This window comes from Rhizobium sp. BR 315 (assembly GCF_050577975.1).
In the GTDB taxonomy this organism is placed as follows: domain Bacteria; phylum Pseudomonadota; class Alphaproteobacteria; order Rhizobiales; family Rhizobiaceae; genus Rhizobium; species Rhizobium miluonense.
In genome coordinates, this window is record NZ_JARWKZ010000005.1 from 214794 (window position 1) to 236930 (window position 22137).

The 22137-nt window shown below is 58.0% G+C and carries 21 protein-coding genes, 1 tRNA gene and 1 pseudogene; 7 read left to right on the forward strand and 16 right to left on the reverse strand.

Features of this window, described 5'->3' with window-relative positions:
• The first annotated feature begins 49 nt into the window (after nucleotides 1-49).
• Nucleotides 50-1558 carry a lipopolysaccharide biosynthesis protein gene (locus tag QD409_RS08755; protein ID WP_430762460.1) on the forward strand — a complete coding sequence of 503 codons (1509 nt, stop codon included), beginning with the start codon at nucleotides 50-52 and terminating at the stop codon, nucleotides 1556-1558.
• A gap of 5 nt (nucleotides 1559-1563) precedes the next feature.
• On the opposite strand, the gene QD409_RS08760 is transcribed toward QD409_RS08755, so the two are convergent.
• Nucleotides 1564-2835, reverse strand: a complete 1272-nt coding sequence (locus tag QD409_RS08760) for a polysaccharide biosynthesis protein GumK (protein WP_430762461.1) — start codon at nucleotides 2833-2835, stop codon at nucleotides 1564-1566.
• Between the two features lie 219 nt (nucleotides 2836-3054).
• Between QD409_RS08760 and QD409_RS08765 the strand changes: the two genes are divergently transcribed.
• The 3 genes from QD409_RS08765 (at nucleotide 3055) to QD409_RS08775 (ending at nucleotide 6440) form a co-directional block, all read left to right on the forward strand.
• Complete coding sequence (locus tag QD409_RS08765; RefSeq protein ID WP_092850931.1) at nucleotides 3055-4047, forward strand: polysaccharide lyase; 993 nt, start codon at nucleotides 3055-3057, stop codon at nucleotides 4045-4047.
• A 121-nt stretch (nucleotides 4048-4168) separates the two neighbouring features.
• Entirely contained in the window at nucleotides 4169-4465 is a 297-nt protein-coding gene (locus QD409_RS08770; RefSeq protein ID WP_092850933.1) for a hypothetical protein, read from the forward strand.
• 1303 nt (nucleotides 4466-5768) lie between these two features.
• Nucleotides 5769-6440 (forward strand): class I SAM-dependent methyltransferase, encoded by a 672-nt coding sequence (locus tag QD409_RS08775; RefSeq protein WP_430762462.1) that lies wholly within the window; start codon nucleotides 5769-5771, stop codon nucleotides 6438-6440.
• A gap of 394 nt (nucleotides 6441-6834) precedes the next feature.
• Here QD409_RS08775 and QD409_RS08780 read toward each other — a convergent pair whose 3' ends face one another.
• From QD409_RS08780 to QD409_RS08810, 7 genes are all read right to left on the reverse strand, one after another.
• Nucleotides 6835-7497: a response regulator transcription factor gene (locus QD409_RS08780; RefSeq protein WP_430762463.1), complete on the reverse strand. Its 663-nt coding sequence runs from the start codon at nucleotides 7495-7497 to the stop codon at nucleotides 6835-6837.
• A gap of 3 nt (nucleotides 7498-7500) precedes the next feature.
• Nucleotides 7501-8565, reverse strand: coding sequence for a sensor histidine kinase (locus tag QD409_RS08785; RefSeq protein WP_430762464.1), 1065 nt, complete (start codon nucleotides 8563-8565; stop codon nucleotides 7501-7503).
• A gap of 118 nt (nucleotides 8566-8683) precedes the next feature.
• Nucleotides 8684-9388 carry an MgtC/SapB family protein gene (locus QD409_RS08790; RefSeq protein ID WP_430762499.1) on the reverse strand — a complete coding sequence of 235 codons (705 nt, stop codon included), beginning with the start codon at nucleotides 9386-9388 and terminating at the stop codon, nucleotides 8684-8686.
• A gap of 523 nt (nucleotides 9389-9911) precedes the next feature.
• Nucleotides 9912-11243, reverse strand: a complete 1332-nt coding sequence (locus tag QD409_RS08795) for an ABC transporter ATP-binding protein (RefSeq protein WP_092850953.1) — start codon at nucleotides 11241-11243, stop codon at nucleotides 9912-9914.
• A 21-nt stretch (nucleotides 11244-11264) separates the two neighbouring features.
• Complete coding sequence (locus QD409_RS08800; protein ID WP_092850954.1) at nucleotides 11265-13025, reverse strand: ABC transporter permease; 1761 nt, start codon at nucleotides 13023-13025, stop codon at nucleotides 11265-11267.
• Between the two features lie 94 nt (nucleotides 13026-13119).
• The gene (locus QD409_RS08805) at nucleotides 13120-13350 is read right to left on the reverse strand and encodes a hypothetical protein (RefSeq protein ID WP_430762465.1); all 231 of its coding nucleotides are present in this window, start codon (nucleotides 13348-13350) and stop codon (nucleotides 13120-13122) included.
• Between the two features lie 649 nt (nucleotides 13351-13999).
• Nucleotides 14000-14075, reverse strand: a tRNA-Ile gene (locus QD409_RS08810).
• Nucleotides 14076-14240: 165 nt separating this feature from the next.
• Between QD409_RS08810 and QD409_RS08815 the strand changes: the two genes are divergently transcribed.
• Nucleotides 14241-14984, forward strand: a complete 744-nt coding sequence (locus QD409_RS08815; protein ID WP_430762466.1) for an SIMPL domain-containing protein — start codon at nucleotides 14241-14243, stop codon at nucleotides 14982-14984.
• A 221-nt stretch (nucleotides 14985-15205) separates the two neighbouring features.
• Here the strand turns inward: QD409_RS08815 and QD409_RS08820 are convergent, their stop codons facing one another.
• The 4 genes from QD409_RS08820 to QD409_RS08835 form a co-directional block, all read right to left on the reverse strand.
• The gene (locus QD409_RS08820) at nucleotides 15206-15550 is read right to left on the reverse strand and encodes a hypothetical protein (protein WP_092850968.1); all 345 of its coding nucleotides are present in this window, start codon (nucleotides 15548-15550) and stop codon (nucleotides 15206-15208) included.
• Nucleotides 15551-15806: 256 nt separating this feature from the next.
• Nucleotides 15807-16112 carry a hypothetical protein gene (locus QD409_RS08825; RefSeq protein ID WP_430762467.1) on the reverse strand — a complete coding sequence of 102 codons (306 nt, stop codon included), beginning with the start codon at nucleotides 16110-16112 and terminating at the stop codon, nucleotides 15807-15809.
• Between the two features lie 171 nt (nucleotides 16113-16283).
• Nucleotides 16284-16709 (reverse strand): secondary thiamine-phosphate synthase enzyme YjbQ, encoded by a 426-nt coding sequence (locus tag QD409_RS08830; RefSeq protein ID WP_430762468.1) that lies wholly within the window; start codon nucleotides 16707-16709, stop codon nucleotides 16284-16286.
• Nucleotides 16710-16789: 80 nt separating this feature from the next.
• Nucleotides 16790-17143 carry a DUF1428 domain-containing protein gene (locus tag QD409_RS08835; protein ID WP_092850973.1) on the reverse strand — a complete coding sequence of 118 codons (354 nt, stop codon included), beginning with the start codon at nucleotides 17141-17143 and terminating at the stop codon, nucleotides 16790-16792.
• 145 nt (nucleotides 17144-17288) lie between these two features.
• On the opposite strand from QD409_RS08835, the gene QD409_RS08840 reads away from it, so the two are divergent.
• Complete coding sequence (locus tag QD409_RS08840; RefSeq protein WP_430762469.1) at nucleotides 17289-17681, forward strand: GNAT family N-acetyltransferase; 393 nt, start codon at nucleotides 17289-17291, stop codon at nucleotides 17679-17681.
• 26 nt (nucleotides 17682-17707) lie between these two features.
• On the opposite strand, the gene QD409_RS08845 is transcribed toward QD409_RS08840, so the two are convergent.
• Nucleotides 17708-18631, reverse strand: a complete 924-nt coding sequence (locus QD409_RS08845) for a LysR substrate-binding domain-containing protein (protein ID WP_430762470.1) — start codon at nucleotides 18629-18631, stop codon at nucleotides 17708-17710.
• Nucleotides 18632-19053: 422 nt separating this feature from the next.
• Nucleotides 19054-19785, reverse strand: coding sequence for a B3/B4 domain-containing protein (locus tag QD409_RS08850; RefSeq protein ID WP_430762471.1), 732 nt, complete (start codon nucleotides 19783-19785; stop codon nucleotides 19054-19056).
• A gap of 69 nt (nucleotides 19786-19854) precedes the next feature.
• Between QD409_RS08850 and QD409_RS08855 the strand changes: the two are divergent.
• Nucleotides 19855-19983: pseudogene (locus QD409_RS08855) on the forward strand (ATP-binding protein); the annotation flags it as partial.
• Nucleotides 19984-20136: 153 nt separating this feature from the next.
• Here QD409_RS08855 and QD409_RS08860 read toward each other — a convergent pair.
• Nucleotides 20137-20943: an AraC family ligand binding domain-containing protein gene (locus QD409_RS08860; protein WP_430762472.1), complete on the reverse strand. Its 807-nt coding sequence runs from the start codon at nucleotides 20941-20943 to the stop codon at nucleotides 20137-20139.
• Between the two features lie 105 nt (nucleotides 20944-21048).
• Nucleotides 21049-22029 carry a DMT family transporter gene (locus QD409_RS08865; RefSeq protein WP_430762473.1) on the reverse strand — a complete coding sequence of 327 codons (981 nt, stop codon included), beginning with the start codon at nucleotides 22027-22029 and terminating at the stop codon, nucleotides 21049-21051.
• Between the last annotated feature and the right edge of the window lie 108 nt (nucleotides 22030-22137).

Below are 22137 nucleotides of genomic sequence, written 5' to 3' on the forward strand. Positions count from 1 at the left end.
CAGCGGGCCTTTAACACAAGGTTATGCGGCAACCTCCTAGATGAATTGCATGAGTACTTCTGTGTCCAATCTTCTTAAAAGTTCACTGATTAGCCTGGCGGCGACCTTGATTTCGCTGGTTGCCGGCTTTGCAACCAGTGTCATCGCCGCCCGCCTGCTTGGTCCGGCAGGATCCGGCAAAGTTGCCTACGCATTGTGGATTGCGACCTCCGCCGCGGCATTGGCCGATATGGGACTTCCACAAGCATTGCTGCGCAACACTGGCGGCCTTTCAGGCGACGGCGAAGCATGGAAAATACTGGTGCGGACGGCACTGCGCAGTTTCATGATTTCGGTCAGCATGGTGGGCGCCGCCATATTGGCCTTTGCCGCGATCATCTACATTCAACGCGATGCACAGCACGCCTGGCTCTGGATCGTCACGGGGCTTTTGTTTTTAAGCTACGCATTCCACGTATTTTCCACGGCGATCGCGCGTGGGAGAAATCGGTTCGGCCAGACTGCACGGACGACCGCTCTTGGTGGAGTGTTACAAATTCCGCTCGTCTTTGTCGGAGCATGGCTGCTTGGCCCAACCGGCGCTCTGATCGGATATATCGCGCGCTACCTGCCGCAAGCGTTGCTATTGCGGAGCTATATCGATCGCGACATGAAACCGTCCCGTGAAGCCCTGACGCAGGAAATGCGGCGTTACGGTCGCCACATATGGTTGAGCGACCTCATCGAAATTCTGGTTCTGTCGCGGATAGAATTCCTGTTTCTTGGCTTCTTTCTTTCGTCGACCAGCATCGGGTATTTTGCAGCAGGCCTCGGCCTGGCCGGCCTAATCGAACAGGTGATGCTGCAGATATCACCAGCGCTGATCGTCAGCTTTACCGAAGCGCATGCGAAAAACGATCAGCAGATGCTGAACGCTGCGTACCGTCGTGTCATTCGCATAGTCGCGCTCGTCATGCTGCCGATCAGTTTCGGCGGCGCGGCCATCATGCCCGATCTTTTGCCTCTCATATTCGGCAATGCCTTCGATCCTGCCATACCGGCTTCCGCGACCTTGCTCGCCTTCGTCTGGCTTGCCGGGATGTCCGTCATTCCCTGGGGTATCATAGGCGCATCGGGGCGCAGCGTTCTTTTGCTACGCGTGCAGATCGTAAGTGGCCTATTGATGATATTGTTGCTCACAGCTCTCGTGCCGCGGATGGGCCTGCAGGGTGCTGCCCTTGCTCGCGCTGCCATTGTAACGCTGACTTTTGTTCTGCTCGGCTGGACTGCCTGGAGACATGTCCAGGTTTCCGTCCCGGTTACGGCACTGGCAAAAACGATGCTTGCCGCCGTTCTTTGCGCAGTGGCGGCTGGGGTCGGCATCTATAGTTTCGACGGAGCAATCGCGATCGCAACTGCCATTCCAGCGGGTGTGGTGGCTTATATGCTGGCTGTCCGCGTCCTGCGCCTTATCACCCCTGAAGACGTACAGATACTGATGGATACGGCTGGCGGAAAACTGCCCGGCGCCTCACGCCCACTCGCCAACAAGCTCTTGACCTTCCTGGCGCCAGGCTAGGCCAGTCATAGCGGTTCGAAGGCTGCACTCAGCGTCTGCCGCGCAACTTCGTCCCAAGTCATGATCCCATCGCGAAAGACCGGCGAACGCTGCATCGCCAACGCTGCATCGATTTTTTCGCGCCACGCTGCTTCGCCGTCGAGGCAGTAAGCAATACCATTGGCGCGGGCAAATGGGACGAGATCTGGCAACAGGATCGGTAGACCGCAATAGCTGTACTGCGCCAGCTTGAGGCTCGATTCCGCCAGATAAACCTCATTTTCGGTGAGGCGGTAGGGAGCGATGCCGAAATCCGCATGCTGCAGATAAGGCACAATGCTCTCAAAGTCTTTCTCGCCATAGATTACGACATTTGGTGGTGCCCAACCGCTCCAGGCCGCACCAAACACATGGAAATTCACATCTGGCGCAGCCGTTGCCATTGCGGCGACGGAAGCCTGATCGAAAAGCATATTACCGATGGAAATGGCGTTGCGGGTGCCGGGCCGATATGGTGACGGCTGCTCTCGATCAAACAAGGCTGCATCAACGCCTTGGGGAATAACCCTTACGCGGCCGCCATGCGGAAGCAAGGCCCCTAGCCTTTCCGATGGAACGCAAACGGCGTCGAAACGACCAATCTCGGTCGCTTGGATATCCTGCAGCACCGGTGCCGCCCCTATGCTTCTCAGCAGGTCGCGGCAAAAATAGAGCGTACGCGCCTTCGGATTGAGCTTTTTAATCTGACCGAAGAAAGCGAGCGCCGAGCCGCTCTCAGCCAGCACCAGATCCGCATTACTTATGATGCGACGGGCAAAGCGCGGCAGGTAGCTGCCATAGAGCCGAAAGAGCACTGCGTTCGCCGCATTCAGAAAGCGGTTGCTCGAGCTGAATGCATGCAATGGCGGCAGATAGGCCCCCGCTCTCAAATTGGTATCGATCGTATGAAATCGGTTTGCTTGATCCTGCGACAAGGCTCGGAAGCGCGGGCGATCCTTAAGCAAGGTCAACCAACTATGACCTATAGTGAGAAAATGAACCTCATGCCCCTGTTCAGCCCAGTGGGATGCGATGAAATGGACCGACGCCTTGCGATAGCCACGCAGAAACGCGTGCGCTGTTAGAATGACGATTCTTCTTCGCTGCTCGGCCTCGTTTAAGGCCGGCTCTGCTTTCCTATTTGCCAAAGGCTGCCCCCAACAGCGCCCCTCAGCCGGTTTTGTCATGACCGACATTAAAACGTCGATAAAGCTGCGGCGGCGAACGATCATGTCCGGGGCGCTGATAGCCGCAGCCAAAGCCCAATTTTGCGGGATATGAACCGCAAAGCGTCTAACAGGCCGTTAAAGTTGAACGGGAAATGACACAATAAGTTGAGTAAATCTTCTGAAATCGGGCAAAATCAATTGCGGTCGCCATCAATGCATCGTGAAGCGACATACCTCTCACTTGCCTGCGAGAAGCGAACAGGTCATTGATAATGCTTTGCGAATGTCCCGCCATAGGAATATCCCAGCATGAATGCAAAATATGCGCTGCCCGCGATCCTGGCCTGCACCTGCGCCGGTGTCGTAACACCAGCTTTGGCTGAGGACGCCGCACAACTTGTGCTGCATGACGGATTCGACGGTAAGGACTTCGCCCCATCAGGCCATCTTTATTATCGGGAAAATTTCGAGCAGAAAGCTGGAACGATTGAATTTCAGTCAGACGTGAAGCGCTCGGGCACGGGAGCTTTGAAGCTCAGCGTCAAGCCATTCTGCCCGCCAGGCAAAGCAAATTGCAGCGAGAGAGCCGAAATCTGGGAACGCACAAAATACCGCGTGCCCTACGATCAGGGAGTCTGGTACGGCTTTGCCGTGAAATTTGCCGACCCCATTCCGTCAGGGGATCACCGCTATCTCATCGCGCAATGGAAGCGAGAAATTGGGCCACAGGCCGAGGGTGATTTCAGCCCCTTTCTTGCATTGCGGCTCAACAACGGCAAGCTGTTTGCCACGGTGGAAACCAACTACCTTGCTCCAGTCGCCAAGAAGGACGAGATCAAGAATGGTGGCAAAGCTTGCAGCGATGGCGAGACACCCGTCTGGTTCCGCCCAGATACCAATCAAATGCGCGCACTGGTCGCCACGGATGGCAATTGGAACACGGCAGATGGTGAAGAGTTTACGGATTGCACTAGCGCCATCAAGGTAATTAATCGCGGCAACAGCCTTCCGCCCCCCGCCTCAGGCTGGATTGATTTCGCCATTTACAGCAAACCCGGCCCGGATGGCTCAGGTCACATCGAAATATTCGCCAACAATAAATGGATTTCCACGGTCACGGGGCACATTGGACACGCGGATCATGGACTTGGTAAAAATCAATACTTTAAATTCGGCCCTTATCGTGCCGCCGATACTACGGTATGGACGCTTTATTACGACGATTTTCGCCGCTCGCCCCACTGCGCGGACGTATTGGCGGATCCCAATCTTTGCCCGATGAAATCGATTGACCACCAGTAGCCACTATTAGCAAATAGGGATCGAAAAGGCACTGCGGGTATCCCGTCGATTTTTTTTAAAAACTCGGCTGAACTTTTTCGCTTCTTGCCGGTTATCTCCCTTGGTGAAGGAGATAACCGAAATGCTTACCACCCATCGCGATTGCAAGCATCACGTCAAGAGGAATGCGATTCCATCTCTCGGCGAGATAGAGGGGCGCGTTGCTGTTCTGGAAATAGTCGCTCAATCTGCTTTGACCCACGTCTTCGATGAAGGAGAAGTGGACTTTGACGCAGCGTTTCTATCTCAAATCCGCAGGGCCATGCATCGCAAATGTAAGGAGCTGAAGCTGGACGGCGAGGATACGGCGTCAGCACTTTCTTACGCAGAGGAATTGATCGAGGCCGCAGTGAATTCGTCGCATCCAATCCACCAATGATGCCTTCCGGGCCAAGATATATTTTGTTTCTGATGGTGGCGCTGACGTTTGTGCTCGGCGTCCTTCTCTTTCTTGCGCCCCGCGCGTCGATCGACAAACTTCAGCACCCGGCTCAATCCTCTGAGCGCAAAAATCCGCAGTGATGTTTCATAACGAGACCGTGTCGCATTAAGAGACAAAGCGCCTGTATCATCTCAGGAGCATATTAACGTCGAGAAATGATCGCGATTGCAAATCCCAAAAATCAAAGCAGTGTTTGCTACACCCGCCGCCTCGGCTCCAGCCCTAACCATGAATGGTCTAGCGAATGTCTATGATGGTCAACGCGCCTCTCTATTCCGACGATATCGACGTTCTTGCAAGCGCGCTCTTTGCTTGGTGTGCCGAACGCAGCATTAGATTGCAAAGTCAAGAAGGTCTGTCCGCTGCAAACGTGGCCATCAATCTTTACAATGCTGGTTACCAGACACAGGACCGGCTTCTTGGCGCCCTACACAATCATGATTTTCATTAGGGCATAACTGATATTGCCGTTCGAAGGCGAAGAACAAGCCGCGACGAGCTTGGCCTCGTCGGTCAGTGTTTAGAATTGGCGCAATCTCGCCTTCATCCCGCCGCCGCTTTTCGCAGCACCCCGGAGATGCACTCACGCTCTACGAGAATCCCGGGCCATTCGTCCTCATAGTATGGGGAATCATAGATAAGCGTGAAAGGGCCGCGATAACCAACCGCGTTGGACAGCTCTATGCGACGAACATAGTCCGCTAAATCGAGACCGGTAGTCGAATAGCGTCCCTTCGCGTGGCAGAGCTCAGCCCGCCCCATGATCTTCGCCAGATCTTCGTACTTGCCGACGCGCTCCCAATTTCCGAAATCACCATTGAGACCAACTTTTCCGCCTAAGGCGTCGAGAACACGGTTAACTTCGCTCGGCCCAGGCAACAGGTCGAACCAGTTTTCGGCGCGGTTGGCGACACCCTTGGAGAACGATGGCTCTGCAAGGAATGAAGATCTTGACGAAGATGATAATTAATAGTTTGAAATCACTGGGAAATATCGCAATTCCTTGTCCGACAAAATGAGTGAAGTTGTCTCCAGTTCATAGCAACATGCCTCAGCTCGCGGCGTATCAATGACCCAGATACGCAATGGGATCCGGTCGAGCAAACAATCTGAAGTAGGGTTCCGCTATACTTTCGGAGCTCGCCATGGAATGCATAGCACCGCCGAACTCACCGATGTTGATCAACCGCGGCGGAGACGGCGTCTGATAACGGCGACGAAGAGCGAGTGGGAAAGCACATTGGAACGTAGCCAGGACAGCATCGCGAATCTCGACTGGGTGCGGCAGTTCATTGCTGCCAATCTTCCGATTCTGCCCGTTCCCGGCGTTCCGGAAATTCGCCTGCACAAAGCAGGCCCGCATAGCGGATTGCGGCGCCTTGCAGAGAGAGATCCGCAATTCGGCTCGCCCTACTGGGCACATCATTGGGGAGGAGGCCTGGTCCTAGCCCGGTACCTCTTTGACAGATCGGAAGTCGTCACTGGCCACCGCGTGCTCGACCTCGGCGCCGGCTCGGGAATCGTGGGCATCGCAGCCGCAAAGTGCGGCGCTCGGGAAGTGTACGCTGCCGACGTCGATCCCTATGCCATTGCAGCCATCGGGCTTAATGCAGCGCTTAATGAGGTCGCCATCAAAGCCACCCTCGCCGACCTGACGACCGGCGAGCCGCCCGCAGTCGATATCATCTGCGTCGGCGATCTTTTCTACGAAGAAGCACTTGCGAAGCGCGTCACCGGATTTCTGGATCGCTGCCTGGCGCAGGGCATAAAGGTTTTGATCGGCGACCCATGGCGCGCCCATCTCCCGGCATCGAGACTTCGGTTTTTGGCGGAATATACCGTGCCGGATTTTGGCGAAGCCGCGGCAAGCCCCCGGCGAAGCGGTGTTTTCGCCAGCAATATGTCATCGTGAAAGCTGAAGGCGATTGGGAACGTCGGCAATGGCAAAATCTGGGTTCGGACCGGTTATGCCGCCGCAGTCTAGACTCTCAACTTCGCACGCCGGCGATTGCCGCGCTCCAGCTGCTTGGCAAGTTCGGCAAGCTCCGGGCTTGCCGCATCGAACACCGGTTTGGCATCATCGGCCAGCCAATGCCTTTCGTGTTTGGCTATTCGGTCGATGAGCGAGGATAGCCCTCCGCGGCACGCTCTACGAAGTTCGATCTAGCAGCGTATCGATGGTCGATGGCAGATGATATTCCATCAGGGCACACTCACCACGCCACATCCCTGATGCTCCAAGATCATCCAGGCAGCAGAGCGATTACCCAGGGGCAAAGGCGTCATCCTATACGAACATATGAAGCCTAACGTGACCGGGGCGTAACGCCGCTGCCCTTGCTGTCGGCGGTTGCGTCGGACAATCCAAGACTATCTGCCATTCTGATGAGGTCGGCGATGGAGTCCGCTCGCATCTTGCGCATGACTTGGCCACGATGAACCTTCACGGTGATCTCGCTCAAACCGATTTCGGCGGCGATCTGCTTGTTGAGGAGGCCACGCGCCACGAGGGACATCACCTCACGCTCGCGCGGCGTCAACGACGCGAAATGTTCGTGAAGATCGACTGCGGCGGCTTCCTTGCGAAGACGGGCGCGATCCACATCTAAAGCCTGCCGGATTGCGTCGAGAAGATCCTGTTCGCGAAAGGGCTTTAGAAGAAACTCCACCGCGCCGGCCTTCATGGCTCGCACGGACATCGGCACATCGCCATGGCCGGTAAGAAAGATGATCGGCGTCAGATAACCAGCCTTTGCAAGCTCATCCTGAAAATCGAGACCGCTCGCATCCGGCATCCGGACGTCGAGGACGATGCAGGCCGGGCTGTTCGAACGCGGATGCAGAAGAAAATCCCTTGGCGAAGCGAAGCCCCGCGTTTCATAGCCGACAGAACGCAGGAGGCTATCCAACCCGTCGCGCACGGACGGATCATCATCGATCACATAGACCGCCGGTCGCTGTTCTTGCATATCCTATCCTCGTGTCTTTCCGTCCGCTGGCAAGGTGAAGCCAAATACGCTCCCATGAGGGAAGTTCGGTGCCGCATAGACGGTGCCACCATGCGCTTCGATAATCGAGCGACTGATTGCAAGCCCCATTCCCATACCGTTCGGCTTGGTCGTGTAGAAAGCCTCGAATATTCTGTCGAGCCTGGCAGGCGCTACACCGATGCCTGTGTCGCGCACGCTGACCGTAATCTTGCTCTCGGCGGCGGCGGCGCTGACGAGCAACTCTCGCCCTTCTGCGTCGACATCCGCCAGGGCCTCGATCGCATTCATCACGAAATTGAGGATCACCTGCTGAAGCTGCACGCGATCGCCAGCCACGAACGACAGATCACTCGCCAGCTCGGTGCGAAGAAGGATCTGGTTCTTCCGGATTTCGCCGCGAACGAGCTCTAACACGTCGCCAACCGCCTCGGTCAGATCAAACGTATCGCGCGAAGGGGATGAGCGGGCGACGAGCCTGCGAACGCGGCCGATGACGTCACCCGCCCGGCCTGCATCCATGACGATCCGCTCGATGGCCCGCCGCGCCTCTTCCTGGTCGGCAGGCGTGGCCGCAAGCCATCGAAGCGCGGCGTTGCTATTCGCCGTGATCGCTGTAATCGGCTGGCTGACCTCATGGGCAATGGATGTGCCGAGCTCGCCGACAATCATCAGGCGCGACATCCGTGCGAGTTCAGATTGCGCCTCCCTCGCTCTCGCGTCAAACGTCTCGATCCTGATCGCCAAATAGGTCGTCGCACCGATGGCGACAAGACTGAGGATGCCATTGATCAGGCCGGCGTGGGAAGCCCCGTGGCGTGTCAGAAAATAGCTCAATACCGTAAGGGCTGCACAGACAATGCCGACAACCGCAATCGCTCCGGTTCGTCCGAAGTTAACGGATAGCAGGATCACCGAAACATAGAGAACGGCAAACGCAATCTCCAAATCCGTGATGGTATCGCCGACAAAGATAAGGCCTGCAAGAACCGCAATGCCGAGCCAGAGCAAGGGCATATCGAAAAGATACTTCAGAAACTCGCGCCTCATGCCTTTCGTCCTTGTATCAGCGTTTCGGCACGTAGAGTGCGCGAAAGGCAAACTGCCCCAGCCGAAGTCCGAAAACAACCGCAGCCTTCAACCGCCTCATCAGCCCATAGCGCTGATTTTATTCGATGAGAGCCTCGGCCCGCCAGCGTGCAGCCGTCACCTGCGGCTCGAGACTGAGCCGCCCGACGATATGTTCAAGCGCAGCGTCTTCACGGTGGTCGGCGGTAACGATCGCCGTCACCTCCACCCGGTCGCTATCTTCGATATTGACGCTGTCCAGTTGCTGAAGATGCAGCTTGGCTGAACCGAATCCCTGAAGCATCAACGCGCGAACATGAGCTTCACCCTCATTCCTGCAAACCGCCGTTACCGTATATCGAACGATGAGTTCCGTGGTTGCTATGGATTGCCGGGCAATCACTTGGATCAAGGGACGCAGCGCCAGATTGACCAGAATGACGAAGGCTGTCGCTATCAGAGCATGCAAGGGATAGCCAGCGCCGGCCACAAGGCCGACAGCCGCCGAACACCAGAGCGTCGCAGCCGTATTGAGACCCCGAACATTAAGCCCTTCCTTGAAGATGACGCCAGCTCCAAGAAAGCCGATCCCGGAGACGACCTGCGCCGCCACCCGGGTCGGGCTGCCATCTCCTGGAAAGAGGCTCGCAAAATTGACGTATATGGCCGCTCCCAAGGCAACGAGCGTATTCGTCCGCAAGCCTGCGAGGCGCTGCCGCCATTGCCGTTCAAAACCGATAATGGCCCCAAACGCGAAGGCCGTACCCAGATTGAGAGCGATTTGATCAAGTTCGACGGTCATAATTGTCGTTCCCGGCATAATAATTGAAGAGACGCCGGCGTTGGCTGCACCGGAGAATGACGAGGCTTTCCCGATTGAGAGACGCAGCCCAGCGAAGCAGCGTGCGCGTCTGATTTACGGATAGAAAACCGCGGAAAAACAGTCGAGTAGCGCCTAGCATGAGCCAGTGCGCACCCCATACGAGCGCCCGCATGGCCACCAATCCGGCATAATCCTTCGGACGCTCCATTCGTGTCCGAAAGCGCCTCCTCCCACCCGAGTGCCGCGGTTTTCCCGCGCCAGGCTTGTTTCGGTTATTCCTGCTGCGAGCCTCCAGAAAGCGGCCAAGTTCTTCGTTGTTTCTGGGCATGACGATCCATCCCCAAGCCGGAAAGGCCGCGCGAGTGCAGGTCGCCACCGTTGGCAATCTGCCGGAATTCCCTGCGCTAGGTCCTGCCTTGGCTGCTTATCGAGTTCAAAAATATAATGGGGTCGCTCGCCGCTTCAGCCAGCAGCGACCCTGCAGCATTCGACCCGACAGCTTGTTTCAACTCGGGTTCTCCAGCGTGAACAGGTCGGCATTCTCGTCATAGGCGAAATATTCGGCGTAGCGGGCCCAGTTCGTGACCGCCTTGATGGTGGTGTCGGCGTAATCTTCCGACATGTAGTCCTCGAGTTCGTCGCGGAACCGCCGAGCCGGGGCGCGATGGGTCGGACGCTCGTCGAGCACGCGACGGATATGCGCGGCAAGCGGCACATAGGTCGCCAGATGCTGCTCGAAGAGCTTCTTGCGCTCATCGACATCGCTGTCGGAGAAACGCAGGCCGGGTGCGGTCAACTTGATGTCACCCCCTTCGAGATCGGCAAAGCGCAGAAGCTGCAGGATTTCCGCGACGGGGAACAGATCATCGATGCCGAGATGCAGATGCGTGGCCAACGGCGGCAGGTCGGCCTGACCGCGATAAGGTTCGGCGGCAAGCGTCTCGATAAGCCCGGACATCAGGTTGGTCGAGACCCGCGGCAGTGCCATGGCGATACCGGTGCCGGGGAAGAGACCGTCGCGTGTCGGCGCTCCGGTCTTCACCGTCATCCGAGCATAGATGTCTTCGACCAACATACGGAATGCCGGGTCGAGGCGGTTGCGCGGCTGCGGCAGATCCACCTTGATTTCAGCGATCACACGGCCGGGATTTGATCCGAAGATCAGGATGCGGTCGCACATCAGCACCGCTTCTTCGATGTTGTGCGTCACCATCAGAACCGACTCGATCGGCATGCGGCCTTCGCACCACAGGTCGAGAAGGTCAGTACGAAGCGTTTCCGCGGTCAAGACGTCGAGCGCGGAAAACGGCTCGTCCATCAGCAGCACTTTCGGCCGAACGACAAGCGCACGGGCAAGGCCGACACGTTGACGCATGCCGCCCGACAACTCTTTCGGATAGGCGCTTTCGAAGCCGTCGAGACCGATCAGGTCGATGGCGGCCAGTGCGCGCTTGCGGCGTTCCGACGAAGCGACACCCTGAGCCTCGAGGCCGAGTTCAACATTCTGCAGCACCGTCAGCCACGGAAACAAGGCGAAGCTCTGAAAGACGACAGCGACATCGGAATTGGGGCCAACCACCGGCCGGCCGGCGAAGGTGATCTCACCTTTGCTGGGACGGATCAGGCCGGCGATGGCGCGCAGCAGCGTGGACTTGCCCGAACCGGAGCGGCCAAGCAGACCGACGATTTCATTCGGGTAGAGCTGAAGGTCGACATTATCGAGTACGACCAGCGAACCCGAAGTTCCCTTGTCGTATGTCTGGCAGACCTGCTTGGCCAGAACCAGCGGCGTGCCATTTGCAATATCGACCTTTTTGGAGACGACAGCGTTTTCCATGTTCATTTCTCCGATCTGTGATTAATCGAGACGCAGGCGACGTTCAGCGAAGACGTAAAGCGGCCGCCAAAGCGTTCTGTTGAAAAGGGTGACGAAGATCGACATGACGACAATGCCGAGAATGACCCGCGGAAAATCGCCCGCTGCGGTCGCTTTCGCGATGTATGATCCCAGCCCAAAGGCTTCGAGCTTCGTGTCTCCCCAGCTCGCCAGCTCAGCGACGATACTCGCATTCCAGGAGCCGCCGGAAGCCGTCAGCGCTCCCGTGACGTAGTAGGGAAATATTCCCGGCAGTATCGCACGGCGCCACCAGGTCCACGAACGGAGCCTGTAGACCGCGGATGCCTCCCGCAGATCGGTGGGGAAAGCGCTTGCCCCAGCAATCACGTTGAAAAGGATGTACCACTGCGTACCCAGCACCATCAGCGGCGATAGCCAGATGCTGGGGCTAGCACCTGTGGCGACGATCGCAATCACCGCAACCGGAAAGAGCACGTTCGCCGGGAATGCTGCGAGAAACTGTGCAATCGGCTGAACCCGCTCCGCGACAGCCGGCCTGAGACCGATCCAGACACCGAGCGGGACCCAGATCAAGCTCGCGACCGCAATCAGAACCACCACGCGGACAAGGGTGACGAAGCCGCCGGCAAAGGCGATCCGGACATCGGCCCACGACAGCGTCTGGCCGAGATAGGATGCGATGTCCCAAATGCTCCAGGCGCCGATAGCGGCGATCAGGGAGAACCAGCAGAAATCGATAAGCCCGCTGACAACATTCTGTTCGCCCTGGCTCTTCGCAACCGCCCTCGGCGCAGACGGCAGCCGTAGCAGAAACAATCCGTTCCATACCGCGGCAAACGGCGCGGTCACATGCTTCAAAAGACGCGTGCGACGGATCAGCGAATAGACCCAGGAACGCGGCTTCTGCTGGCCGGCGGTCTGCTCGAAGCGGAACTTGTCTGCCCAGGCGACGATGGGGCGGAAGAGCAGTTGATCGTAGAGCAGGATCACGATTGCCATCGCGAGCACGGCCCAGCCGACGGAAACGAAATCCTGTTTGTCGATGGCAAGCGCCAGCCAGGAGCCAAGGCCGGGAAGCTGCACTGTCGTATCGCCAACCGTGATCGCCTCCGAAGCAACGACGAAGAACCAGCCGCCCGACATCGACATCATCGTATTCCAGACGAGACCAGGCGCCGCAAAGGGTGCCTCCAGTCTCCAGAAGCGCTGCCAGGCGGACAGGCGGAACCCACGGCTCACTTCATCGAGATCGCGCGGCACCGTCCGCAGCGACTGATAGAAGGAAAAGGCCATGTTCCATGCCTGGCTGGTAAAGATCGCAAAGATCGAAGCACACTCGGCGCCCATCTGGCTTCCGGGAAACAGGCCCATGAAAAAAGTAACGGTGAACGTGAGGAAGCCGAGCACCGGCACCGACTGCAGGATATCGAGAGCCGGAATGATGATTTTTTCGGCGCGCCGGCTCTTCGCGGCAAGCGTTGCAACCACGAAAGTGAAGATGAGCGAGGCAACGATCGCTGCCATCATGCGCAACGTCGTGCGCAACGCATATTCAGGCAGATAGGCGGGATCGAGCGAGGTCGGCGCAGTGGAGAGGCTCGATAGCGGCGCCCGCATCTCGCCCACCCCGTGAAGAGTGAGATAGGCTGCGGCAGCGATGAAAGCGAAGGCGGCGAGATCGTAGCCATTCGGCAGGATGCGTGCACCGGCCAACGCGGCAACGGCACTGCGCTCGCGTCGATCATTGGCAAGGAAAACCATGTATAACCCCTTGAAAACAGGATGTTACCAATAGCGCGCATCCGCATTGCGCTGCATTTGCAACGCAGCGGAAGCACTTGTTTGAAGAAATGGATTAGGCCGCTCGACGATTGCCATCCTCATCGGAGATGGCATTGCCTTCGGTCGTCCAAAAGCACTCCTGCTTCCCAGTTTGGGGATTGGTGTGCCAGACGGCAATCAGGCGCGGACGTTGAAAGGGCGCGGTCCGAGCGGGCGACGGCGAAAAAGCTGGAGCACTGAGGACAGGTGCGGCGGAAAGCTTGGTTGCGAATGTGCGTTCGCGGAAAGGAATGATGTTGTTCATGGCTCACCTCCATGGTCTGCTCGTCGGCAGATCCGTGGGCGAGCCGAACAGGACAGGCTATGCCATACCGTCGGTCGCCCGGCGTTTGCCGGAAGCGGTCCAGGTTGTTGCGATAACCATCCGGACGTGGCGCGACGCCACAGCCGGACAGCGACTAGGGTAGCTGTCCATTTGCTTCTTGATCTGTTGTTTCGTTAGCCGCTGCACCATGTTGCGCAGGCAGGGCCGTCTTGTCACACCCCTCCTGGAGCGTCAATCAAGCGATGGTGCCGTGCAACTATACCAAGGTATAGGCCTTGAAATTTCGCAGCCATCGAGCTTTGCCATTCGCGGCAAAAACCATGACTTTAAAATGACTTAGGATGCTGACGGAGCTTCGGGTTCGTCAACCCTGCTGCATCGGTTTTATCGAGAATTCCCGGCGCCCCTACGGCTCCTGCATTCTGTCCATGAAGAAGGCAGCCATCCTTCGCAACCCACAACATGCCGATCTCCGATTCAAGCTGCCAGGGTCCACGAAACCAATCCCGATTTCGATGGCGACCGATGGCTGTCCCTTATCCCCGTCAAGCAGCAGTGGCATAAGGATCCCTATCGCGAAGGTTAAAAAGGGCGGGATTCTGAGGACGGTTGTCCCAGAGAATATAAATGGTGGGCCCGGAGGGACTCGAACCCCCAACCAAGCGGTTATGAGCCGCCGGCTCTAACCATTGAGCTACAGGCCCGGCACGAGAACAGGATTCCCACGCTCGCGGCTCCGAAGCAATGGTTCCCCGGAAGCCGACTTGGCTCTAACCCAATTTCTCTTTTCGGACAAGGGACTGCCGTAATACCTTCACAATCAATCAGCAAAAGCGAAACTCAAGGGATTATCAACCAAGGAACGAACGATGCTACGGACGAAAACCAGAGATTTTGTTCTTGCCGCTCTTGTCAGCGCCACTTTCTTCATGCCCGCGGCTGCTGCCTTTGCCGAAGATGCCAATCCGCGCGAAGCGGTTATCACGGTCACCGGCGAGGGACATGCGGCCATCGCACCTGATATGGCGGTGGTAACACTTGCGGTCGTCCAGCAAGCAAAGACGGCGCAGGAAGCGCTCGATCAGAACAACAAGGCCATGGGTGCTGTCTTGGCGACGCTGAAGGATGGCGGCATCGCCGCGCGCGACCTGCAGACCTCGGGTTTCTCGGTCCAGCCGCAATATACCTATCCGAATGAAAAGGATGGTCACACCCAGCCGCCAGTGCTGACCGGCTACCAGGTGACGAACGGCCTGACCGTTCGAGTGCGTGATCTCTCCAAGCTCGGCGGAATGCTCGACCAGGCGATCAAGCTCGGCATCAACCAGGGCGGCGATATCCAGCTCACCAATGACAAGCCGAATGCCGTTCTTGAAGAGGCCCGCAAAAAGGCGGTCGCCGATGCGGCGGCAAAGGCGAAGACCCTGACGGACGCTGCCGGCGTCAAGCTCGGCCGCATCATCGCAATCCATGAAGGCGGTATTGCTGCCCCGCCGCAGCCCTATATGCGCGCCATGGCTGCCGCAGCCCCGATGGACAAGGCCGTTGCCGTCGCCACCGGCGAAAACGAATACAACGCATCGGTGAGCATCACCTACGCGATCCAGCAGTAACTAAAGCAATTCAAGAAAAAGTGCGTAGCGGTTTTCCGTCCGGAATTGCGTAAAAACAATAAGAGCGGTTCTCAGATTCCGTGAGGAAATGAACCGCTCTAAGACAGAACCGCCCTTCGCTCAGATCCATTGAGGTCGAGCAAAGGGCGGCTCCGCGGCCCCCGCCAATAAGGCGAAAAGGTCAGAAAATGAAGAACGGGCGCGCCTGGCGCCCGTTGTGTTTATCGGCGACCGAGCATCGGGCAGCCGCGAACATTGGCAAACATCATCGTGTCGGGACCGCGGCGACCGAAGCCATCGACGACGACACGACGCGGCGTTACATCCACGACACGGGCGCGGCGCAGGCCATAGCTGCGGGCGACATCCAAAGCCTCACGCGGATCGCAGCCACGGCGACGATCGAAACGCGGCGGCGGGTTGTCGTAATCCGGCGGTGGCGGCCGATGACGGCCCGGACCGACATAGATGTCCAGGTTCTGTGCGGAAGCGAAATCCGCCGTGCCGGTCAGCGCAGTAACTGCGATGGCGATGGCAACCCCCAACTTAGCCAGCAATTGTTTCATTCTGTTCTCCATAGTGCAAAAAGGCTCCTCCCTCTTGCCAGCAACATATGCCGAGCGAGTGCCCATGAGGTAAAGGCGCGATACTGAACACGCTCAGAATCGGCCATTCATCCATTACTCACGTACAATGAACGCTAAAGGTATACCAGACGTCCGATGATAGCACAGCTTGGTAAAATAAGGCCGCCTCGCTTGCCGAGGCGGCTTTGGATCTATCGAATAGATGTGGAAAACCTGGGCAATCCAGTCACCGCCATCAGCGGCGGATGAGCGGGCAACCCCGTACGTTGGCGAAAACGATCCGATCCGGACCGCGACGGCCGAAACCTTCGACAACGACACGGCGCGGCGTGATATTGTCGATGCGAGCGCGGCGTATGCCCATGTCGCGCGCCTTCTGAACGGCGAGAACCGGCGAGCACGAGCGGCCGCGATAGTGATCGTAGCGTGCCTGCTGGATGCCAGGATGAAGATCATTGGCCGATGCCGTGACACCAGTCGCAGAAACGGCGCCGAGCGCGATAAGTGCGGCAATACCTGCTTTGGCGAAAAGATTGGTCATGGGTGTTTCTCCTTCGAATCCTTGCTGCGGATTGTTGCCATCCCGATATCCGGCTCGAGGCCTTTGGGATTGAGGACACGTTATGTTGGTCAAGCTGAACCGAACGCGAATTGGCCATTCAGATTGTATTCATGGCGGTTAACGATCGGTAAGCGGCAGAGTTGCAGCAAATCAGGTGGAGAGATGCAGCACGATTTCGCGCCGATGCGGCCGGTCGCGGTGCTCGAAGAGATAGATGCCCTGCCATGTGCCGAGCGCCAGGCGACCGGCCATGACGGGAATACCGATCGAGACTTGCGTCAATGCCGCCTTGATATGTGCCGGCATGTCGTCCGGCCCCTCCGTCGTGTGCACGATCCAGCGCATCGACGGGTCGGAAGACGGCGGCACCAGCCGGCGGAAGAACGCATAGAGGTCGGTCTTCACATCGGGATCCGCATTTTCCTGAATGAGCAGCGAACAGGATGTGTGGCGTACGAAAACGGTCAAAAGCCCCTCGCCGCCACCGGCCGCAGTCCGCGTGAACTGCGCCGCCTGATCGGTGAACTCGTAAAGCCCCTGACCGCGAGTGGCCAGCGTGATGACGGTTTGCGGCATGGCTTTTCCAACAATAGCAATGGCGATCCGCATGACCTCGGGCGCAACGGCCGCATTGTCAAGGCCGCGCAGCCTGGCACCTATGCTTCGACAATAATGCGGAAGCCGCCATAGATCATGCGCTTGCCATCGAACGGCATGTTCTGCATCTCGTCCTTGAGGCGCGGATCGGCCATGACTTTTTCCAGGATCTCGTCCCGGCTCTGCCGGGATTCATAGATGATCCAGGAGAAAACCACGACCTCATCTTCCGTTGCCTGCACAGCCCGTGGGAAAGACGTCAGTTCGCCATAGGGAACGTCGTCTCCAATCGCCTCGACATAGCTGAGCGCGCCATACTCCCTCCAGACCTTCCCGGCCTTGTTCGCCAGCGTCTTGTAAGCCTCGATCTTGTCTTTCGGCACGGCGACAATAAAACCATCGACATAGGACATTTCCATCTCCTTTGCTCTATGTTCGCGTCCGAAGGACGATCGACCGCGACAATATCCGACATAGAGCACGCGCTTTCTTTGGCTACCTGGCGTTTGCCCGGGCGGGCGACGGAAGCAGCGATGCAGCCTGCCGGGAGGATACAACATGCAGATAGAATACAGGGATGACCCAAATCCCGGAAACGAGGCTCTCAACGCACTCTGGACGAATGCATGGGATGCCCGCTCCGCCCGCGATTTTTCACCGATCCTGTCGCGAAGCCTCGCCCATGTCGGCGCATTTGCAGGCACGCGGATGATAGGTTTTGTGAATGTCGCCTGGGATGGCGGCATTCACGCTTTCATCCTCGATACCTGCGTGGATCCCGAATTTCGAAGGCAGGGCGTCGCTACTGGGCTGATCGAAAGGGCGAAGATCCTGGCTCGCGACCGGGGCGCGGAATGGCTACATGTCGACTTCGAACCGCATATTACCCATTTCTATCGACAGGCCGATTTCGCCCCCACCGAAGCTGGGCTGATAAGGTTGTGCGATTGAGGTCGCCATATCGTCTTTCGGGAGCATCAGGCTAGTGCGCGGACTTGCGAGAGCAGCCAGTTGCGAAACAGCGCAGCCGATGGATTTAGCAGCGCGTTTGGCGGATAGAGCAGATTGTAGCTCACCGCCGCCGGCTGGACCTCGATAAAGCAGCGCACCAGTTTTCCCTCAGCAATATCGCCCGCGACCAGCGAACTGCGAACCAGTGCAAAGCCCTGCCCCTCCCGACACGCCTCGAGCATGTCTGCGAAGGTTTCAAACAGCCGGCCGCTCTCCACAGCTTCTGCGATATCGAAGGGCGGATCCGCTTCGCTGCGTCCGCCGGCAATCTGTTCGTACCAGCGCTGCCAATCCAATGTCGTATGCCGCATGCCCGCGTAACGCAGCAATGGCGCCGCCCTGATCGCATGACGCGGAGGAAGCTGTTTCGACAGCACTGGCGAGCTGACGACGAACTCTTCGTCCGTCAGCAACTCCTCCTGCATAAGCCCCGTCTCGGCGCGGCCAAGCCAGATCGCCAGATCAAGACCGCCAGATTGAAAATCCGGGCGTTGATAGCCGACGGCCATCTTCAATTCGGTATCCGGATAACGCTGGCAGAAATCCGGCAATCGAGATGCCAGCCACTGGCTCGAAAACTCCGGGGAAACGGACACTGCGACACTTCGAACCGACACACTTGCGCGTGCCTCGTGGAGCGCCCTCTCCAGCTCGGAGATGGTCTCTGCGATAGTTGGATGCAGGCGAGCGCCCAATGGGGTCAGTCTTGCCCCATAGCGACCTCGATCGAACAGCCGCCCTCCGATCCATCCCTCCAGCTGCGCGAGCTGATGGCTGATGGCAGTCTGCGTCTGGCCGATCCTCTCCGCTGCACGACCAAACCCACCGGTTTCCGCGATGGCACAAAATGCCTGCAGTACCGAGAGAGGAGGAAGCGGCCGTTTTCCCATGAAAATCCTGCATGATCGATTGCTGGAACCTTCATTATACACCGCTAGATTTGAGGCGCATCTGTCTACTTTGAAAAATTGCGAGGCTCACGATAGATGCAAGATGCTCATGAATTTAGCTGGGTGCGATGGGTTGCGGAGTGCTTGGCCCGATCGATCCGCTGGCGAGATCATGCAAGAATGACGCCGATAAAGACGAATGGAAAACGCAATAAGCTCCATGCGGCAAGCCCGCATTTACTGCGGGACGTCGGATTGGATAGCGGCGCTACAGATCGGCCGGAGTGACCAAGCACATCCAGCCCGCTTAAATTCTGCGAACCTCGATGGGTCTCTTCGCCTCTCGGTTTGGGTGCTTGGAGGCAGGCCTTTCACACAGCGAACATTCCGCCACCCTTAGCGGCGCCCCGAGACGCCGGCTGTCACACTCGATGCTGTCTCGCTCGAACATTTTCATCAGCCGAGAGATCGAATCGCGGCGATGAAGGACTGAGGATCCCTCGTCTGCTCTCCGACGACCAGGCAGCCGCCAGCTCCGCCGCAATCGCATCGATCAGACGCGGCACATCGCTGCTTGCCGAGCCATGCAGCGCTTCGGCCACGATCAAAACGGATCGTGTCTCCTCGCGCACAGCTGAAAGACCGCTTTGCCGGTTGGTCCAGCGTCTGGCATGAGCTTGTCCGGCCGTGTCGGCGAAGATGACCTCACGGGGTCCCGGGTGCTCTATCTCGCCGGAAAAGGTCAGATAGGACTCGCTGCCGTGGGCGTGGCGGACCTCAAGATCACCGGAGACCTTTTGAAGGTCGAAGATGGCGACAGGAATGGCGAAGGCAATGGAAACGGCATTGCAGAGATCGACGAGGGGATGCAGCCGCGGCAGCGACCCCTCCTGGCGAAAGCGACGCAGCAAAGCCTCCGAAGCGCAGCGATATTGTGTGGGCTTCATTCCCATTTTCGAAAACGCGCGCCGCCAGGCCTGAATTTCCGGCATTTCACTCTCGGAGCCTTGCTCTAGCCGCTCAGCAGCGATTGCATGATAATGGGCCACGCGATCCGTGACGGTGACATCGGCGGTGATTGCTTCGGCGAGCAATACGCCGGGAACCAGCTCCGGAAACTCGCCCCACATCTCGTTCGAATGACGGAAATACATGACTTCTCCTTCTGCAGTCTCGCTTGGCGTTGCAGAAAACCTCGTCATCGTCGCGCGGTCTTGAATGAAATTGCAGAGGTGTCGCTCGCCGATGCGATATTGGACCGCCTCGTTCACAACGCCTATCGCATCGATCTCACCGGTGAAAGCATGCGAAAACAGCGCTCGCCAATTGCGCCTGAAACACCGCACGCTTGACCTGAAACGAAACCCGATCCAAACATCAAAAAGACCCAGGATCAGTCCGAGAAATGGCCGCCTTCAAATCGGAATGCTGGCCGGAATGAAATCGGAATGACTGGCCGGCTTCAAATCGGAATCGGTGGCCGGCTTCATCGGAATACGCAGGTGTCAGCAAGCGGCCGCATAGGCGCCCGGCGAGAGGCCGAAATTGCGCACGAAAAGCCGTGTCATGTGGCTTTGATCGGCAAAGCCGCTGGCAAAGGCCGCTTCCGCCAGTGGCGTGCCGACCGCGATCAACCGCCGCGCTTCCTGGATGCGGCGTTGCAGCAGATAGGCATGCGGTGTAAGCCCCGTCGCCTTGCTGAATGCGCGCAGGAACTGGAAATGGCTTAGCCCACACACGCCGGCGAGTTCAGCAAGAGTGAAAGGCGCTGCTGGATCATCGTCAATCAATTCGCGAGCGCGACCGATGGCTACGGGAACGGTGATATCGCGCGAACTCTGCGCTCCCTCGCTCATCACGGCGGCAGCGAAGGATAGCAGCAGACCATCCCGCAACAATGTATCCTGCGGCGCGGATTTGCCGACCAGAAGCGAAAACAGAGCCCTGAACTTTGCAACCAGTTCGCCATTGCGAATGACGGGTGACGGAAATTCGACCTCGCCCATCCTCCCCTCGCCAATGTCCTTTAAGAGATCGGCAATGACAAGCGGATCGAAATAGAGCATCGACCAGGCCCGGCTTTCGCCGATGGGCATGCCGTCATGCACCTCGTTTGGATTGACGCTGATGATATCGCCGGCCTCGGCCTGCACCATCCCGCGCCCGCTGAGCGAAGCCTGGGCGCCAGCCTCGATGAGGCCTATGCCGAATTGATCATGCGTGTGTTTGGGAAAGCTGTGGCCCGTTTCCGCCTTAACAGCTTCGATGCCGGCCAGCTGAGTGCGGAGTATCCTGAATTGGCCGGACCTCATCCGTATCGCTTCCCTAACGAGATTGCATCCCCACTCGGGGATGCCAGTAAAGCTTAGCGCGGCGCCGTTATGGCTGGCAATCTCGATCATCCACGACGAGATCCATTACCTTTCCGGCGTTGCGGGCTCATCCTCCTGCGTTGTCGCCAAGGCCGCCTGCGTGTTGCCGGCGACCGCCGCCGGCAGCGGCGTGCCGCGCTTGCGCTCCCGCGCCAGCGTCAGCAGACCGGAAAAGATGATGAGGACGATGCCGAAAGCCATGGGCATATCGATGCTATCGTTAAACAGCAGATAGCCGAAGACGATCGCCCAGAGCATTTGGCTGTACTGCGGCGGCGCAACCAGATTGGCCGGCGCCATATGCGCCGCATTCATCAGCAGCACGTTGCCAAGCGCGCCCAGCAGGCCGTAGCTCGCGAGAAAGATCCATTGCGTCGCGGTCGGCGCCGTGACTTCCGAAAGCATAAGGAAGCCGCTGACAACCAGCGTGCCAAACAGGCCGGCGCCATAAAGCGAGATGCGTTTTTCCTTCGACCCCAGCGCGCGGTTGATGACGATCGAAATCGCGGCGGCAAGGCCACCTATAGCGGCACAGAAATGACCGATCGAAAGCTCGCGAAAGCCAGGACGCAAGACGATCAGCACGCCGACGAAACCGAGAATGACCGCCGTCCAGCGCTGCCAGCGCACATCCTCCTTGAGGAAGATCACCGAGAGGATCGTCACGAAGGACGGCAGCAGGAACAGCAGCGCAAAGGCTTCCGCCATCGGCAACTTCGTGAAGGCAATGACAGAGCAGATCGCGCCAGTCGCACCGCAGATGAAACGCAGCAGCCATAAAGGGCGGTTCGACGTCTTCACCACATCCAGCCAGCCGTCCTCACGCCTCTTCAGGAACGGCACAGCGGCAAAGCCGAACAGCGCGCCGATGAAGGCGACCTGATAGGAGGGAACAACGCCATGCAAGATCTTGATCGATGCATCGCTAAAAGCAAAGACGGCATAGGCGGAAAATGCCACAAGGACGCCACGCAAGGCAGAGCGGCCCGCGGCCGCGGAATTGGAATCGGCTGTAATCGAGGACATCGGAATCGTAGAAAGTGCGATGGGAGGACACTGAATCAGTGAGATGCAGGTAATTGTATGATGAAATGAGCTGAATTTCGATCGGGTTGGGAATAAACTATTGTTTCA

Bases quoted from the DNA above. Each gene is read 5' to 3' on its own strand.
- QD409_RS08835 (WP_092850973.1), bottom strand. From the start codon at position 17,143: ATGTCCTATGTCGATGGTTTTATTGTCGCCGTGCCGAAAGACAAGATC.
- QD409_RS08800 (WP_092850954.1), bottom strand. From the start codon at position 13,025: ATGGTTTTCCTTGCCAATGATCGACGCGAGCGCAGTGCCGTTGCCGCG.
- QD409_RS08765 (WP_092850931.1), top strand. From the start codon at position 3,055: ATGAATGCAAAATATGCGCTGCCCGCGATCCTGGCCTGCACCTGCGCC.
- QD409_RS08850 (WP_430762471.1), bottom strand. From the start codon at position 19,785: ATGTATTTCCGTCATTCGAACGAGATGTGGGGCGAGTTTCCGGAGCTG.
- QD409_RS08815 (WP_430762466.1), top strand. From the start codon at position 14,241: ATGCTACGGACGAAAACCAGAGATTTTGTTCTTGCCGCTCTTGTCAGC.
- QD409_RS08860 (WP_430762472.1), bottom strand. From the start codon at position 20,943: ATGAGGTCCGGCCAATTCAGGATACTCCGCACTCAGCTGGCCGGCATC.
- QD409_RS08805 (WP_430762465.1), bottom strand. From the start codon at position 13,350: ATGAACAACATCATTCCTTTCCGCGAACGCACATTCGCAACCAAGCTT.
- QD409_RS08780 (WP_430762463.1), bottom strand. From the start codon at position 7,497: ATGCAAGAACAGCGACCGGCGGTCTATGTGATCGATGATGATCCGTCC.
- QD409_RS08785 (WP_430762464.1), bottom strand. From the start codon at position 8,565: ATGAGGCGCGAGTTTCTGAAGTATCTTTTCGATATGCCCTTGCTCTGG.
- QD409_RS08755 (WP_430762460.1), top strand. From the start codon at position 50: ATGAGTACTTCTGTGTCCAATCTTCTTAAAAGTTCACTGATTAGCCTG.
- QD409_RS08795 (WP_092850953.1), bottom strand. From the start codon at position 11,243: ATGGAAAACGCTGTCGTCTCCAAAAAGGTCGATATTGCAAATGGCACG.
- QD409_RS08840 (WP_430762469.1), top strand. From the start codon at position 17,289: ATGCAGATAGAATACAGGGATGACCCAAATCCCGGAAACGAGGCTCTC.
- QD409_RS08820 (WP_092850968.1), bottom strand. From the start codon at position 15,550: ATGAAACAATTGCTGGCTAAGTTGGGGGTTGCCATCGCCATCGCAGTT.
- QD409_RS08825 (WP_430762467.1), bottom strand. From the start codon at position 16,112: ATGACCAATCTTTTCGCCAAAGCAGGTATTGCCGCACTTATCGCGCTC.
- QD409_RS08830 (WP_430762468.1), bottom strand. From the start codon at position 16,709: ATGCCGCAAACCGTCATCACGCTGGCCACTCGCGGTCAGGGGCTTTAC.
- QD409_RS08865 (WP_430762473.1), bottom strand. From the start codon at position 22,029: ATGTCCTCGATTACAGCCGATTCCAATTCCGCGGCCGCGGGCCGCTCT.
- QD409_RS08845 (WP_430762470.1), bottom strand. From the start codon at position 18,631: ATGGGAAAACGGCCGCTTCCTCCTCTCTCGGTACTGCAGGCATTTTGT.
- QD409_RS08770 (WP_092850933.1), top strand. From the start codon at position 4,169: ATGCTTACCACCCATCGCGATTGCAAGCATCACGTCAAGAGGAATGCG.